The organism is Arthrobacter sp. UYP6 (assembly GCF_040547315.1).
Classification (GTDB): Bacteria; Actinomycetota; Actinomycetes; order Actinomycetales; family Micrococcaceae; genus Arthrobacter_B.
In genome coordinates this window covers 26,601-40,386 of the sequence record NZ_JBEPPM010000021.1, presented here as the reverse complement: position 1 = coordinate 40,386, position 13,786 = coordinate 26,601, and the positions used below count along the sequence as shown (strand labels likewise).

Here is a 13,786-nt window from a genome sequence, read left to right as displayed (position 1 = left end):
AAGGCGTTTCCCATGCTCCGTTCCCTGTACTCCGGCATATCCGGACTTCGTTCGCACCAGACCATGCTTGACGTCACCGGCAACAACATCGCCAACGTCAACACCTCCGGCTACAAGGCCACCGCAGTGCAGTTCCAGGACACGCTGTCCCAGCTCACCCAGGGCGCCACGGCACCGGCTGTGGACGCCGGTGGCGGCAATCCAGCACAGGTTGGGCTCGGCGTGCAGGTAGCCGGCATCAGCACCAACTTCGCGCAGGGGTCGGCTCAGGCGACCGGACGAGGGACCGACATGATGATCGACGGCGACGGCTTCTTCGTGACCCGGCAGGGAGGACAGACCCAGTACACCCGTGCCGGCGCCTTCAACGTTGACGCGAACGGCCGCCTGGTCACCGCCGACGGCAGCCTGGTCCAGGGCTGGGGAGCGGAAAACGGCGTGGTGGCAGCCGGCGGCGCGCTAACCGACCTCACCATTCCCTCCGGTGCCATTGCCCCGGCAACCGCAACCACCAATGCGGCACTTACCGGAAACCTGCCCGAAGACGCCGCGACTGGTACCAAGCTCGTCCGGGACCTGGAGGTCTTCGACGCCAACGGTAACTCCGAACCGGTGCAGGTAACCTTCACACGCTCGGCCGGCGGCTGGGACGTCGCCGCAGAGGGTGCAGCGCCGGTCTCCCTGACCTTCACCGCCGGTAAGCTCAACGCTCCGGCAGGTGCGGTCCTCACCATTGGGGCCGTTACAGTGGACCTCGCCGCGATCACTGGTTACGCCGACGTCGACACGGTTGCCGTCGCGTCCCAGAACGGCCGCAGCGCTGGAACCCTGGATTCCTGGGCCATGGCGGCCGACGGCACGCTCATTGGGTCCTTCTCCAACGGATCCAAGCAGGCGCTGGGACGCATTGTGCTCGCAGGCTTCACCAACCCGGGCGGGCTCGAGAAGGTTGGCGGCTCATCCTATGTCGCCACTGCCAACTCAGGTGCAGCCGTGGTGGGCGGTCCCGGTGTGGGCGGCAACGGCGCCGTGGCGTCCGGCTCCCTGGAAATGTCCAATGTGGACCTTTCCCAGGAGTTCACCAACCTGATCGTTGCCCAGCGTGGTTTCCAGGCCAACGCACGAATCATCACCACCTCCGATGAGGTCCTGCAGGAACTGACAAACCTCAAGCGCTAAGTGACAAGCCTCACCGGTCCATCCGCATCAGTGGACCGGTGAGGCTTTTCTCTTCCTAACGAACAGCGTCGGGAAGCCGAATGTAGAAGTGATGGCTCTTGAAGCCAGCTCTACGATCGGGACGGGCTCATGATTGTTCTTACACGGCTGAACGATGCCCGGTTCGCCATCAATCCGGACCTCATAGAGCGGATCCACTCCACCCCGGATACCACTCTGGTGATGGTCGACGGCGCCAAGTACATCGTCACAGAAAGCCTCGCCGAAGTCATCGAGCTGATCGCCGGCTACCGTGCCCGGGTGATCTCCATGGCACGGGACATCCTGCCTGGCGACTTCCGCCCCGGACAGCCCCTGGGTCTCGTTCCCTCCGCCTCCGACACCGAACGCTCCGGCGAGAGCCGGCCGGCAGGCGTTACCGTGCCACTTCGTCCTAGGAAAATGTAATGGATCCCGCAACAATCATCGGGCTGGTTCTGGCCTTTGGGTCGCTTTACGCGATGATCACCCTAGAGGGCTCCCACATCACGGCCATCCTTCTTCCGGCACCCATGATCCTGGTGTTCGGGGCGACGCTTGCCGTGGGGTTGGCCGGCGGGACACTCAAGGACTTCATCCTGTCCATTAGGGCCCTGCCCCGAGCCTTCACGGGCAAGACACCCGATCCTCGGGTAACCATAGCCTCGGTGGTCTCACTGGCCGAAAAGGCACGCAGCGAGGGCCTGCTGGCCTTGGAAAAGGACGCCGGCGAAGCGGAAAACCCCTTTCTGCGGACTGCCCTCCAGAACATTGCCGACGGCACCGACGGCGAGGAATTGCGGGTCCTGCTCGAAGACGAGATCGCCACAAAGACAGCCACCGACAAGGTGCCCGTCAAGTTCTACAACGCGCTCGGAGGGTACGCCCCGACGATCGGCATCATCGGCACCGTGGTATCGCTGACCCACGTGCTGGAAAACCTGGACACGCCGGCAACGCTGGGGCCGATGATTGCCACCGCTTTTGTCGCCACCCTATGGGGCCTGCTTTCCGCCAACTTCCTGTGGCTGCCGATCAGTACCCGTTTGAAGCGGCTGGCTGACCTGGAAGCCGATGAAATGGTCCTGCTCATGGAGGGGGTCCTGGCCCTTCAGGCCGGGAGCCAGCCGAGACTGCTCGGCGAGCGGCTGCGGGCCATGGTCCCGGCTCACGCTCTGGCCGACGCCAAGGAGCCGAAAGAACCCAAGATCAAAGACACCAATGAGGCGGCATGAGCGCCCCACGGCGCCGTCGGCCCAAAGAGGATGAGGAGAACCACCCCGACGAACGCTGGATGGCGTCCTACATGGACATGGTGACGGTGCTCATGTGCATGTTCATTGTCCTGTTCGCCATGTCCACCGTGGATCAGGAGAAATTCGAACAGCTCAGGGAGTCCCTGGCCACCGGTTTCGGTGCGGTCGAATCCAACACAGTGGACACCGCCGTCGGGATCATCGCATCGCCGGAGCAGGTGGACGACAAGGAAATCGTTGAGCCGGATGCCGGCCTGCCCGGGGCGGGGGAATCGGAACTGGAAATTCCTGACGCCGCCGATCCCGCAGCGCTTGCCGCCGCGGAGGTGCAGGACCTGACCGAGCTCCAGGAACAGATTAGGGCAGGGCTCCAGGAAAAGGGCCTGCAGGACACGGTGCGGTTCGAAATCGATGACCGCGGCCTGACCATCCGGCTTGTGAGTTCAGAGATGTTCTTCGCCCCTGACGCCGCCGATCTCACCGATCAGGCCGTTACGGTTCTGGAGACGATCGGCCCCATTGTCGCCCCCACCTCCTACCACGCCTCCGTGGAGGGTCACACCGCACAGGTGCGTCAGATCACCGATGATGCCCTGGACTGGGAGCTCTCCTCATCCCGCGCCGTCAAGGTGCTGCGCTATCTGGTGGAGGAATCAGGCGTGGATTTTAGCCGCGTCAAGGCTGTCGGCTTCGGAGAGTCCCGCCCGTTGACGCCGGGTACTTCATCGGCTGAACTGGCTCAAAACCGCCGGGTGGACATTGTGGTGCTGTCGGGACAGACCGAGGAGGTTCGGCAGTTGATCCCGGGAATCGTCTCGGGTGGGCCGGCCGGACAGCCTGCGGCCCCGCAGCCGTCCGCTACCCCGCCGGCTACTCAACCCGCTGTCCAGCCGGCCGGCGGGCAGCACTAGCCGGGCGGGGCACCCGAAAGCGGGTGCGAACGGCTTACGCCTCCGGACCCGCTGCCGATAGTGGCACTTGTGACGGTCCATCATGAAACAACTGCCCTTGGCGTGCCCGCAAACGCCGCCTCTCCGGAGGCCTACGATTTCCGCCGTCCCACCACCCTGGCCCGGGAGCACGCCCGGGTGCTGGAGATGGCCTTCGACACCTTTGCCCGCCAATGGGGCACCCAGTTGACCGCAAAGATCCGGGTGCTGTCCCAGGTGACCAGCGAACGGGTGGAGATCCTCAGCTACGACGAATACGCCGCCGGGCTGCCGGCCGTCACCGGAATGGTTCTGTTCAACGTTCCCAACATCGGGGCCAAGGCCGTTATCCAGTTCCCTACCCCAGCCGCTCTGTCCTGGGTGGGGCACATGCTCGGGGCCACCGGAGCCATGGCGGCGCCGGAACGGAAGTTCACGCAAATCGAACAGGCGCTCCTTGGGCGCATCATGGATGACGCCCTGGACGGACTGCACTATTCCCTGGGAACACTGCTGCGCTCGCCGATGACCCCGGCATCCATTCAGTACAACTCCCAGTTCGCCCAGGCGGCGGCATCGGCCGACCCCATGATCGTGGCGACCTTCGAAATGGTGGTGGGCGACAATGTGGCCCCGGCCACCGTTGCCATTCCTGCCGGCGCCCTGCTGCCGCAGCTCGACCCCGTGGGAAGCGCCGGATCGTCCGCGCCGCCGGCGGAACTGATCCGCGGGCAACTCGCCCACGTCCCGGTGGAGGTCCTGCTGCAGCTGGATTCCATCCCGGTGAAACCGGCAATGGTCCTGAACCTTGCCGTCGGCGATGTCCTGAACCTTGGCCATCCCCGTCACCGCCCGCTGAACGTAACGGTCGGAGGCCACCGCCTGGCCCAGGCCGCGGCAGGATCCAGCGGGTCACGCCTGGCCGGCGTCATCGTCAGTACCGAGGAGAGTAAAAAATGAGCATCGCCACATCCCTGCACACAGACGCCGCATCGGCACTTGTCCGTCTGCTGCCCACTTCCATCGTGTTGGAGCCGCTGCCGTTTCCCGGCAGCGGCATGCCGCTCGAGGAAGTGGCCCAGGCCGTCACAGCGTCCTTCGTGGGGTCCGAATCAGCGGACCTGGCGCTGGTGCTCGACAGCAGCACCCCCCTCGCCGACATCGCCGGCTCCCCGTCCCCGTTCCTATCGGAAGCGGACATCCTGCGTCCGGCACTGGAGGCCGCGGGTTCAACGCTCGGCGTCGGAGTCCTGGGCGACACCCATATTGATGACGCCTCAGCGCTCTTCAGCCACCCGTCCACCGTGGTTTTTGAACTGCACGGGCCCGATGGCCGAGCCGGATGGTTTGCCATCCGGCTGCGCGACACTCCCCACGGAAATGCCAACGACGCCGCCATGGCCGGCAAGCTCAGCCGCATCAACAACGTCGAAATGGCTCTGACCGTGGCCATTGGCCACACCCGGATGGCCGTCCGCGACGTCCTGAACCTGGAACCGGGACGGGTGGTGGAGCTTGACCGTTCCGCCGGAGCACCCGCCGACATCCTCCTGAACGGGCGTCTGATCGCCAACGGCGAGGTGGTGGTCATTGACCAGGACTACGCCGTCCGCATCACCAAGATCCTCGACGTTGCCGAAGGCCTCAGCTAGGTGGAAACACTCGCCCTGATCCTCCGGGTCGTGGTTTCGCTCGGTGCGGTCCTGGCCCTGGTCTGGTGGTTTCAGCGGCGGCTGACCCGCAGCGCGCGGGCCTCCGGCGCCGAGCCGCTGGTCCGCGTCGTGTCCCGGCAGGCCATCACGCCCAAGGCATCGGTAGTGGTGATGGAGACCGGCGGGCAGCGCTTCCTGCTCGGTGTCACTGAAGCTTCCGTGAACGTCCTGCACACCTCCGAGGCGGAACTCCTGCCGCAGGCCAGCTTCGAGGCGCACCTTGAAGCGGCAGTCCACAACCCGGGCCAGCGCAGCGCCGGTCCGCGGCGCCGCGCCGAGGGGCCCGCCCACGCCCTGAACGGCCAGCCGGACGCCGCGAATCCGCTCCTAGCCGGTTCCGTCCTTTCGCCCGCCACCTGGCGGCAAACCGCCGCTGCCCTCCGCCGGGGCAGGAACGGGTGAAGACCGCACTCCACCGTCCACGGCTTGCCGGATTCCTTGCCCTCGCCCTGCTTGTGTTCGGCATCCTGCTGGCACTTTCGCTGGCCGCTGCGGCGCCGTCGCACGCTGTGACGTTCGACCCGCTGCCGCCCGCGGACCCAGCGGCCCCCACCGACCCTTCCGCGCCCGACGACGGCGAAGGCCTGAGCATCGACATCAACGGTGCCGACGGCGGACCATCCACCGCGGTGGTCACACTGATCGGGATCACGCTGCTGTCAGTGGCCCCGGCACTGCTGCTGATGATGACGTCCTTCACGAAGATCTTCGTGGTGCTGGCCATGACCCGCAACGCCCTGTCGCTGCCGTCGATCCCGCCGAACCAGGTGTTGACCGGACTGGCACTGTTCCTGTCCCTGTTCATCATGGGGCCGGTCCTGGCGGAGATTAATACGCTTGCCGTGCAACCCTTCCTCAACGGTGACCTCACCTTCGACGGTGCACTGGACACCGGCTCCGGACCCCTGCAGCAGTTCATGCTGGCCCACACCAGAGAAGAAGACGTGGCGCTCATGACCCGCGCGGCGAACCGTGAGAACCCGGAGAGCCCGCAGGACGTTCCGCTGCTGACGCTGATTCCCGCGTTCATGATTTCCGAGCTGCGCGCAGCCTTCATCATCGGTTTCGTCATCTTCATTCCGTTCCTGGTCATTGACCTGGTTGTGTCCGCGGCCCTCATGTCCATGGGCATGATGATGCTCCCGCCGGTGATGATTTCGCTGCCGTTCAAGATCCTGCTCTTCATCCTGGTTGACGGTTGGGGACTGATCATCACATCCCTCATCAACAGTTATCAGGGCGGTACCTGATGGATACCAATTCGGTCCTGGACATTGGGCTTCAGGGACTGTGGGTCGCCGCGAAACTGTCGGCACCGGTGCTCATCACGGCGCTCGTCGTGGGGTTTGCGGTGTCCCTGATCCAGTCCATTACCCAAATCCAGGAAGTCACGCTCTCCTTCGTGCCCAAGGCCATCGCCGTCGGCATCGCCCTGCTCGTGTGCGGGCACTGGATGATCTCCGAGATGGTCTCCTTCACCAACGAAATGTTCGCCAAAATTCCGCACTTGCTGGGCGGCGGCTGATGGGCATCAGCGTCAACCAGGAGTGGCTGGAGGCGGTCATGCTGGCCGGCGCGCGAATGGTCGCGTTCCTGGTGGTGGCACCGCCCTTTTCCTACAACGCCTTCCCCGCCCGGGTAAAGGCCATGCTGGGCATCGGCCTCGCCCTTGCCGTCGCACCGGTGGCCAGCGAGGGCTACACATCGCTCGGCACGGCCGCCTACTTCACGGCACTGATCCTGGAACTGGGGGTGGGATTCGTGCTGGGATTCCTGGTGCTCGTTATTTTCGCCGCCCTGCAGTCCGCGGGAAACCTGATTGACCTTTTTGGCGGGTTCAGCCTCGCCCAAGCCTTCGACCCGCAGTCCATGGTCAACGGCGCCCAGTTCACCCGCCTCTTCCAGCTGACGGCGCTGGCGCTCCTCTTCGCATCTGACGGCTACCAGCTGATCATCGGCGGGCTGGTCCGCAGCTTCACGGCCCTGCCGCTCGGAGGAGGAATAGCTCTTGCCGATCCGGTGTCCACCCTGGTGTCCGGGGTGTCCCAAATGTTCGTGGCAGCCGTGCAGATTGCCGGTCCGCTGCTGGTGGTCCTGTTCCTGGCGGACGCCGGGCTGGGGCTGCTGACACGGGTGGCACCGGCGCTGAACGCCTTTGCCCTGGGCTTCCCCCTGAAGATCCTGCTGACGCTCACGCTGGCCGGGGTGGTCTTTGTTGCCCTGCCGCGCCTCGTTGCTGCCATCACACAGCAGGCCGTCAGAGCCCTGACGGGAGTGGGCTAGGTGGCTGAGGAAGGCACCGGAGAACGGACTGAACAAGCCACTCCCAAGCGCATGAAGGAAGTGCGCTCCAAGGGGCAGCTGTCCCGCTCGGAGGACCTCACGGCATGGATTGGGGTCGGAGTCGCGGCACTGATGATTCCGATGACCATCAACCGCGGCGCACAGGCCGGGTCCGAAGGACTGCTGGGAGTGGACGCCATCACCGCAAACCCGGATCCGCTGCTGGCGCTGACCCTGCTCGGCGAGGGACTGGGCGCGCTCGGATTCATTCTGGGGCCGCTGCTGGGCGTTGTCGCGGCCGCGGTCCTCCTAACCGCAGCCCTGCAGGGCGGCATCCACTTCAAGAAGTTCAAGGGCAAGTTCGAGCAGTTCAACCTGGTCAACGGGATGAAGCGCGTGTTCGGCACGCAGGCACTGTGGCAGGGAGTGAAGGCCCTGTTGAAGACCGCGGTCGTTGGACTGGTCCTGTACATGGTGATCCAGGGGCTGATGCCGGTGCTCACCACCGCCGGTGGACTGCCGGTGTCCTCGGTGCTGGAAGCCGCCGCCGGGGGAACGGGCTCGCTGCTGCAGGCCGCTGTTGCCGCCGGCCTGGTTCTGGCCGTTGCGGATATTTTCGTGGTCCAGAAGCGGAACCGGAAAAAGACCCGGATGACCTTGAAGGAGGTCAAGGATGAAAACAAGAACATGGAAGGCGACCCGCTGATCAAGTCCCAGCGCCGTTCGCGGCAGCTGGCCATGAGTAGAAACCGCATGATTGCCGCGGTTGCCGACGCCGACGTCGTTCTGGTGAATCCGACGCACGTGGCAGTGGCCCTGAAATACGAGCCGGGCAAATCAGCACCGCGGGTGGTGGCCAAAGGAGCCGGCACCATTGCCACCCGCATCCGCGAGGAAGCTGAAACACAGCAGGTCCCCATGGTCCGCGACATACCGCTGGCACGCGCGCTGCACGCGGCATGCGACCTGGGCCAAGAGATCCCGCCGGAGCTCTACAACGCCGTCGCACGGATCCTGGCATTCGTCATGGCCCTGAAGAGCCGCGGTTCAACATCCGGAGTGCACACCATGGCGGCCCCGCAGACACCACCCGCTACTTCCAGACCCATCCACCGTAAGGCGGCGACGTGAAGTCGAACCTCGTCAAAATTGCAGTACCAGTAGGCGTCATCGGCATCATCCTGCTGCTGGTCGTTCCGATTCCCGCCGGCCTGCTGGACATCCTCATCATCATCAACATCCTGCTGGCCCTGGTCATCCTGCTGACCACGATGTTCGTGCGCAAGCCGCTGGACTTCTCCGTGTTCCCCTCGCTCCTGCTCGTGGCCACACTGTTCCGGCTGGGCCTGAACGTTGCGTCCACGCGCCTGGTGCTGGGGGAGGGATACGCCGGGCAGGTGATTGAGGCCTTTGGGCACGTGGCTGTGGGCGGTTCGCTGATTATCGGTGCCGTGATCTTCCTGATCCTGGTGGTCATCCAGTTTGTCGTTGTCACCAAGGGTGCGGAGCGGGTTGCCGAAGTGGGCGCCCGCTTCACCCTGGATGCGATGCCGGGCAAGCAGATGGCCATCGACGCCGACCTGAACGCAGGGCTGATCACTGACACGCAGGCACGGGAGCGAAGGGCTGAGGTCTCCGCCGAGGCGGACTTCTACGGAGCCATGGACGGTGCCTCAAAGTTCGTCAAGGGCGACGCGATCGCCGGCCTGATCATCATCATCATCAACCTCATCGGCGGCATCGCCATCGGCATGCTCCAGCGGGGCATGGACATTGGCGAATCAGTGGGCACCTACAGCCTCCTGACCATCGGCGACGGTCTCGTAACCCAGATACCGGCCCTGCTGATGGCCGTTTCCACCGGCATGATCGTTACCCGGTCCAATGCCGAAGCGGACATGGGATCGACGGCATCGGCACAGCTGAGCCAGTCCCGCAACGCGCTGATGATTGCCGGCGGCGCGGCCATCGTCATGGCGCTGATTCCGGGGATGCCGAAGATCCCGTTCATCATCATCGGTGCGCTGCTCATCTTTATCTCCCAGCGGATCAAGGTCAGCGAGGCCGCCGAGGAAGCCAGCAAGGAAACCGCGCTGGCCCAGCTCAACGAACCACCGGCGGAAACCACGGAGGACCTGATCGAACAGATGCGGGTCCATGCGCTGGAGATCATGCTGGCTCCGGATCTGGTCGGCATTGTCACCGGCGGTTCGGACGACCTCCTGGCCCGGGTCCGCTCGCTGCGGCGGAAAATCGCTCTGGAACTTGGCATCGTGGTTCCGCCCGTGCGCACCCGGGACAGCGTGGACCTTCCCTCCGCCACCTACGTCATCCGCATTGCGGGAGTGGAGGCGGGGCGCGGCGAAGCGCCGGCCGGTAAGGTCCTGGCCCTGGGCGATCACCTCGAAAGCCTGCCCGGAACCGCCACTGTTGAGCCGGTCTTCGGCCTGGCCGGCAAATGGGTGCCGAACGAGATGCGCCACGCGGCGGAAATGTCCGGAGCGACGGTGATCGACAGGGTTTCGGTTCTGGTGACGCACCTTTCCGCCGTCATCACCGCCAATGCCGCCCGGCTGCTTTCCCGCGAGGACGTGCGGATACTGACCGAAGGGGTCAAACAGGTGAACCCCTCCGCTGTGGACGAACTTATTCCCGGGGTGATGTCGCTGGCCGAGGTGCAGCGGGTGCTGCAGGGGCTGCTGGCGGAACAGATCCCCATCAACGACCTTCCGCGCATCTACGAGTCGCTGCTGCTGCGCGCCAAGATTTCCCCCGATCCCGAGCAGCTGGTGGAAGTTGCGCGCCAGGCGCTGGGTCCGGCCCTGACCGCCCAGTACATCGACCGGAACGTGCTGCGCGTGATTATGATCGACCCGGGACTGGAACAGACCATGCTGGAGGCCCTGCGTCCATCGGACCAGGGGACCCAGATCCTCCTGGATCCGGCGCGCATCGACGCGGTCATGGCATCGCTCAAGGCTGCTGTTGCGGGGGCGGAAAACGCCGGTTATGCGGCGGTGCTCGTGTGTGCGCCGGCCCTGCGCCCGGCCATCCGCCGGATGGTGGCGCCGCAAACGGGAGGACTGCCGGTTCTTTCGTATTCGGAGGTCACAGCGGCTAACGTCAACATTGAGACAGTGGGGGTGGTCCGTGGAACCGAGACGATTTCAGCTTGAAGGCCCGTCGATTGACGCGCTGAAGGCACAGGTGCTGGCCGAGCACGGCCCGCTTGCGCGGATCATTGCCGCCGAAAAGGTGACAATCGGGGGCATCGGCGGGTTTCTCGCCCGCCACCACTATGAGGTGACGGTTCAGCTGCCGCCCCGAGGCCGCCGTCGTGCACCAGGAGAGCCCGACGCGCGTAAGGATGCCGGGATATCGGCGCTGTTGGACCGGGCCGAGCAGGCTGAAGCACGCCTTCAGGATCCCGCCGGCGAGGGCTCCGCCGCTGTGTCCACGGCATCGCCTGCCTTTGCGGAACTCATGGACACGCTGACCTTCAGCACCGAAACCGCTGACGTTCCGGCAAATCCGGTGGCCCTGATTTCGGTTCCGGAGCCAGTGCAGCGCATCCGCTCAGCGCCGGCCCCGCTGTCCGGAGCAGGTGACCTGGTAATGGTGGTGGGGCTGGGGGAGGACGCGCTTGAAGTGTGCCGATCCATGTCCCGTGCCGTCGGTGCGGGGGCATCCGGTGTTCGCGCCGCCGGACTGGTGACTCCCGACGACGTCGTCATGGCCGGCGACCGGCGTGCGGTGGCTGCAGCGCGGGCCGCCGGGGTGATGGGCGGCTACGGCATCTTCCTGGCCTACAGCCTGGGCCGGGGTGCCACTGAACTGGGGAGGCATACGACGCTGGTTGCGGCGTTGTCTGCGGACCAGCTATGGGTGGTGGCCGACGCCGGCCGAAAACCTGACGATACGGCTGCGTGGGTGGGGGCGGTTAGGGCCGCCGCCAACGTGGAGGCGCTGGCGGTGGAAGGCCTCGAAGCGACGGCAACTCCGCAGACCGTGAACGCGCTTGGCCTGCCCATCGGATGGCTCGACGGGGGACCTGCTCCTGCTCCGGTGCTGTCATGATGCTTCGGGAGGCGGGACGGGGAAGGACGCTGGGGAGGTCACGGGGGAAGTCACTGTCCGGGGCGTCAGCAGAGGCGTGGGATAGAGTGGGCCAATGCTGGTCCTAACGCGCAAATCAGGCGAACAGATCCTGATCGGAGACGATATCGTCATCACCGTCCTTGAAGGGCGGGGCGACGGCGTACGCATCGGCATTGATGCTCCCCGCGGAGTGAAGATCCAGCGGCAGGAAGTCCTGCGTGCCGTGGAAGAAGCCAATGTGGCTGCTGTGGATACGGCACCCGACGCCGAAGAGCGGATTAAGGCCATGCTTGCAGCCAGGCCGGTGGCCTCCAAACCCTCCGCGCCACTCGATCAGCCGTGAGGGACTCCTAGCGTTTAGCTTTGCCAGCTGGCCTGAAACGGCAGGGAATAACCCGGGCTGTCCCCAACAAAAAATCCCCTGGAACTCCAAAGAGTTCCAGGGGATATTTCGTCTTTTCCTGTGGAGCCTCCTGCCAGAATCGAACTGGCGACCTTCTCATTACGAGTGAGACGCTCTACCAACTGAGCTAAGGAGGCGGGCTTCACCCGTCCGCTAACGGGCAGAATCCACAAGGAACTACTTTATATGCCGCAGGGCGACTGGTCAAAACGAGGACCTGGGCGCCGCATAGAACACTACGGACGCCACCGCTCCAGGCCAAGAGCTGACCGGCCGCAGATCGGCGGGGCAGCTCTTCGGGGAAGGGCTAGGAGCAGACCTTGCCCTCGGCGGGGACTGTGCCGTCAATGAAGTAGTCGTCCACCGTGTTCGCGATGCACTCGTCGCCCCGCCCGTACGCGGTGTGGCCCTCGCCCTCCCAGGTCACCAGGGTGGCGGATTCAAGCTGCTCGGCCAGGGCAACGGACCACTGGTACGGGGTGGCAGGGTCTCCGGTGGTGCCGATAACCAGCAGATCAGCGGCACCGGGTGCGTTGATTTCGTGCGGAGTGTTGACCGGTTCATAGGGCCAGGGCTCACACGTGATGCCGCCGTACCCCAGGAACTTGCCGATGGTGGGGGAGGCCTTTTCCAACCGTTTGGCGTCCAGCGCCATCTGCTCATCATCTGCGGTCATCGGATAATCCAGGCAGTTGATGGCGCTGAACGCCACCGTGGTGTTGGACGCGTAGGTTCCGTCGGGCTGCCGGTCGGCGTTGAGATCGGCCAGATACAACATGGCCGACGGGTCTCCCTGCAGGGCGGCCTCAAGCGCCTGGGTGAGGACCGGCCAGTTGTCGGAGTTGTACAGCGGGACAATGAGACCGGTGACGAAGGTGGACACTGTGACGGTCCGTCCGTCCTTGGCGGTCATAGGACTGGCCTCGACGGAGGCAATCAGGTCCCGGATGGTCTCTATGGCCTGGTCCGTGGTGCCGGAGAGAGGGCAGTTGGCGGAGCTCAGGCAGTCCTCCACATAGGCGCGGATGGCGTTTTCGAAACCTTCCGCCTGACCGAGGGTGATTTCTTCGTTACTGGCGGAGGGATCCAGTCCGCCGTCGAGGACCATGCGGCCCACCTTGTCCGGAAACAGTTCGGCGTAGGTGGCTCCCAGGAAGGTGCCGTAGGAGAAACCCAGATAATTCAACTGCTCATCGCCGGCCACCGCCCGCAGGATGTCCATGTCCCTGGCCGCGCTGACGGTGTCCACGAAACCGAGCAGCTCGCCCGTCTTCTGCGCGCACTTATCCGCCAGCTCCTGCGCATCGGCACGTGCGGCTTCCAACCCGGCCGGCGTGGCGGGGTCGTAATACTCCTCGCGGAGGGCATCCATCTCGGCATCAGTGAGGCATTCCACCGGGGTGGAACGGCCAACGCCGCGCGGATCAAAGCCCAGCACATTGAAGTTCTCCCGCAGCCGGTCTGTGGTCACGTAGTCCACGGATTCACTGACAATGTCGTAGCCCGAACCGCCGGGTCCGCCGGGATTAAGCAGGATAGTGCCCTGCGCGCCGTCGCTGGATTGCGCCAGGATGACAGCCAGTTCAATGCTCTCGCCGGACGGGTCCGCGTAGTCCATCGGAACGTCCACGGTGGCGCATTTCAAGCCCGTCGGTGAACTGTCCGCACACTCTCCCCAGGTCACTTCCTGGCTGTAATAGGGCAGCAGATCCTCGGGAACCTCGCCAATCACCTCCGCCGCGGCGGAGGTGGGCGCGGCCGACGACGACGACGCGGCAGTATCCTCCGGCGCTGTGTCCCCTGTACAGGCGGCGACGCCGGAGAGTAGAACGACGGCGGACGCTGCGGCCAGCGCCAATCGGGGAGAACGGCGGCGGGCTGGGGTCATTATTGCTCCTGTGGCGTGGT

At 64.9% G+C, this 13,786-nt stretch carries 15 protein-coding genes and 1 tRNA gene; 14 read left to right on the top strand and 2 right to left on the bottom strand.

The window, feature by feature from the left end; translation table 11 throughout:
- The first annotated feature begins 12 nt into the window (after positions 1 to 12).
- The 14 genes from ABIB35_RS15990 (at position 13) to csrA (ending at position 11,818) form a co-directional block, all read left to right on the top strand.
- Positions 13 to 1,179, top strand: a complete 1,167-nt coding sequence (locus ABIB35_RS15990) for a flagellar hook protein FlgE (RefSeq protein ID WP_354182715.1) — start codon at positions 13 to 15, stop codon at positions 1,177 to 1,179.
- Between the two features lie 129 nt (positions 1,180 to 1,308).
- On the top strand, positions 1,309 to 1,626 hold the full coding sequence (locus ABIB35_RS15985) for a flagellar FlbD family protein (protein ID WP_354182714.1): 318 nt from the start codon (positions 1,309 to 1,311) through the stop codon (positions 1,624 to 1,626).
- Positions 1,626 to 2,432: a motility protein A gene (locus ABIB35_RS15980; RefSeq protein WP_354182713.1), complete on the top strand. Its 807-nt coding sequence runs from the start codon at positions 1,626 to 1,628 to the stop codon at positions 2,430 to 2,432. Before ABIB35_RS15985 ends, ABIB35_RS15980 begins: the two co-directional genes overlap by 1 nt.
- Positions 2,429 to 3,364 (top strand): OmpA/MotB family protein, encoded by a 936-nt coding sequence (locus ABIB35_RS15975; RefSeq protein ID WP_354182712.1) that lies wholly within the window; start codon positions 2,429 to 2,431, stop codon positions 3,362 to 3,364. The genes ABIB35_RS15980 and ABIB35_RS15975 overlap by 4 nt, the downstream gene beginning before the upstream one ends.
- Positions 3,365 to 3,433: 69 nt before the next feature.
- The gene (locus ABIB35_RS15970) at positions 3,434 to 4,342 is read left to right on the top strand and encodes a flagellar motor switch protein FliM (protein WP_354182711.1); all 909 of its coding nucleotides are present in this window, start codon (positions 3,434 to 3,436) and stop codon (positions 4,340 to 4,342) included.
- Positions 4,339 to 5,034: a flagellar motor switch protein FliN gene (fliN, locus tag ABIB35_RS15965; protein WP_354182710.1), complete on the top strand. Its 696-nt coding sequence runs from the start codon at positions 4,339 to 4,341 to the stop codon at positions 5,032 to 5,034. Before ABIB35_RS15970 ends, fliN begins: the two co-directional genes overlap by 4 nt.
- Entirely contained in the window at positions 5,035 to 5,496 is a 462-nt protein-coding gene (locus ABIB35_RS15960) for a FliO/MopB family protein (RefSeq protein ID WP_354182709.1), read from the top strand. It begins immediately after the preceding gene.
- Positions 5,493 to 6,344: a flagellar type III secretion system pore protein FliP gene (gene fliP / locus ABIB35_RS15955; RefSeq protein WP_354182708.1), complete on the top strand. Its 852-nt coding sequence runs from the start codon at positions 5,493 to 5,495 to the stop codon at positions 6,342 to 6,344. The genes ABIB35_RS15960 and fliP overlap by 4 nt, the downstream gene beginning before the upstream one ends.
- Positions 6,344 to 6,619, top strand: coding sequence for a flagellar biosynthesis protein FliQ (fliQ, locus tag ABIB35_RS15950; protein WP_354182707.1), 276 nt, complete (start codon positions 6,344 to 6,346; stop codon positions 6,617 to 6,619). The genes fliP and fliQ overlap by 1 nt, the downstream gene beginning before the upstream one ends.
- The gene (locus ABIB35_RS15945; RefSeq protein ID WP_354182706.1) at positions 6,619 to 7,377 is read left to right on the top strand and encodes a flagellar biosynthetic protein FliR; all 759 of its coding nucleotides are present in this window, start codon (positions 6,619 to 6,621) and stop codon (positions 7,375 to 7,377) included. The genes fliQ and ABIB35_RS15945 overlap by 1 nt, the downstream gene beginning before the upstream one ends.
- Positions 7,378 to 8,508 (top strand): EscU/YscU/HrcU family type III secretion system export apparatus switch protein, encoded by a 1,131-nt coding sequence (locus ABIB35_RS15940; protein ID WP_354182705.1) that lies wholly within the window; start codon positions 7,378 to 7,380, stop codon positions 8,506 to 8,508. It begins immediately after the preceding gene.
- A complete protein-coding gene (locus tag ABIB35_RS15935) occupies positions 8,505 to 10,553 on the top strand; it encodes a flagellar biosynthesis protein FlhA (protein ID WP_354182704.1) in 2,049 nt (682 codons plus the stop codon). Before ABIB35_RS15940 ends, ABIB35_RS15935 begins: the two co-directional genes overlap by 4 nt.
- A complete protein-coding gene (locus ABIB35_RS15930; RefSeq protein ID WP_354182703.1) occupies positions 10,528 to 11,454 on the top strand; it encodes a hypothetical protein in 927 nt (308 codons plus the stop codon). The genes ABIB35_RS15935 and ABIB35_RS15930 overlap by 26 nt, the downstream gene beginning before the upstream one ends.
- 94 nt (positions 11,455 to 11,548) lie before the next feature.
- A complete protein-coding gene (gene csrA / locus ABIB35_RS15925; RefSeq protein WP_354182702.1) occupies positions 11,549 to 11,818 on the top strand; it encodes a carbon storage regulator CsrA in 270 nt (89 codons plus the stop codon).
- A 121-nt stretch (positions 11,819 to 11,939) separates the two neighbouring features.
- Here the strand turns inward: csrA and ABIB35_RS15920 are convergent.
- A tRNA-Thr gene (locus ABIB35_RS15920) sits at positions 11,940 to 12,015 on the bottom strand.
- A gap of 170 nt (positions 12,016 to 12,185) precedes the next feature.
- Positions 12,186 to 13,766, bottom strand: coding sequence for an alpha/beta hydrolase (locus ABIB35_RS15915; protein ID WP_354182701.1), 1,581 nt, complete (start codon positions 13,764 to 13,766; stop codon positions 12,186 to 12,188).
- Positions 13,767 to 13,786: the final 20 nt, after the last annotated feature.

What these genes read in the sequence shown, in the direction of transcription:
- ABIB35_RS15990 (WP_354182715.1), top strand. Translation starts at nt 13, where the DNA reads ATGCTCCGTTCCCTGTACTCCGGCATATCCGGACTTCGTTCGCACCAG.
- ABIB35_RS15985 (WP_354182714.1), top strand. Translation starts at nt 1,309, where the DNA reads ATGATTGTTCTTACACGGCTGAACGATGCCCGGTTCGCCATCAATCCG.
- ABIB35_RS15980 (WP_354182713.1), top strand. Translation starts at nt 1,626, where the DNA reads ATGGATCCCGCAACAATCATCGGGCTGGTTCTGGCCTTTGGGTCGCTT.
- ABIB35_RS15975 (WP_354182712.1), top strand. Translation starts at nt 2,429, where the DNA reads ATGAGCGCCCCACGGCGCCGTCGGCCCAAAGAGGATGAGGAGAACCAC.
- fliN (WP_354182710.1), top strand. Translation starts at nt 4,339, where the DNA reads ATGAGCATCGCCACATCCCTGCACACAGACGCCGCATCGGCACTTGTC.
- fliQ (WP_354182707.1), top strand. Translation starts at nt 6,344, where the DNA reads ATGGATACCAATTCGGTCCTGGACATTGGGCTTCAGGGACTGTGGGTC.
- ABIB35_RS15945 (WP_354182706.1), top strand. Translation starts at nt 6,619, where the DNA reads ATGGGCATCAGCGTCAACCAGGAGTGGCTGGAGGCGGTCATGCTGGCC.
- csrA (WP_354182702.1), top strand. Translation starts at nt 11,549, where the DNA reads ATGCTGGTCCTAACGCGCAAATCAGGCGAACAGATCCTGATCGGAGAC.
- ABIB35_RS15915 (WP_354182701.1), bottom strand. Translation starts at nt 13,766, where the DNA reads ATGACCCCAGCCCGCCGCCGTTCTCCCCGATTGGCGCTGGCCGCAGCG.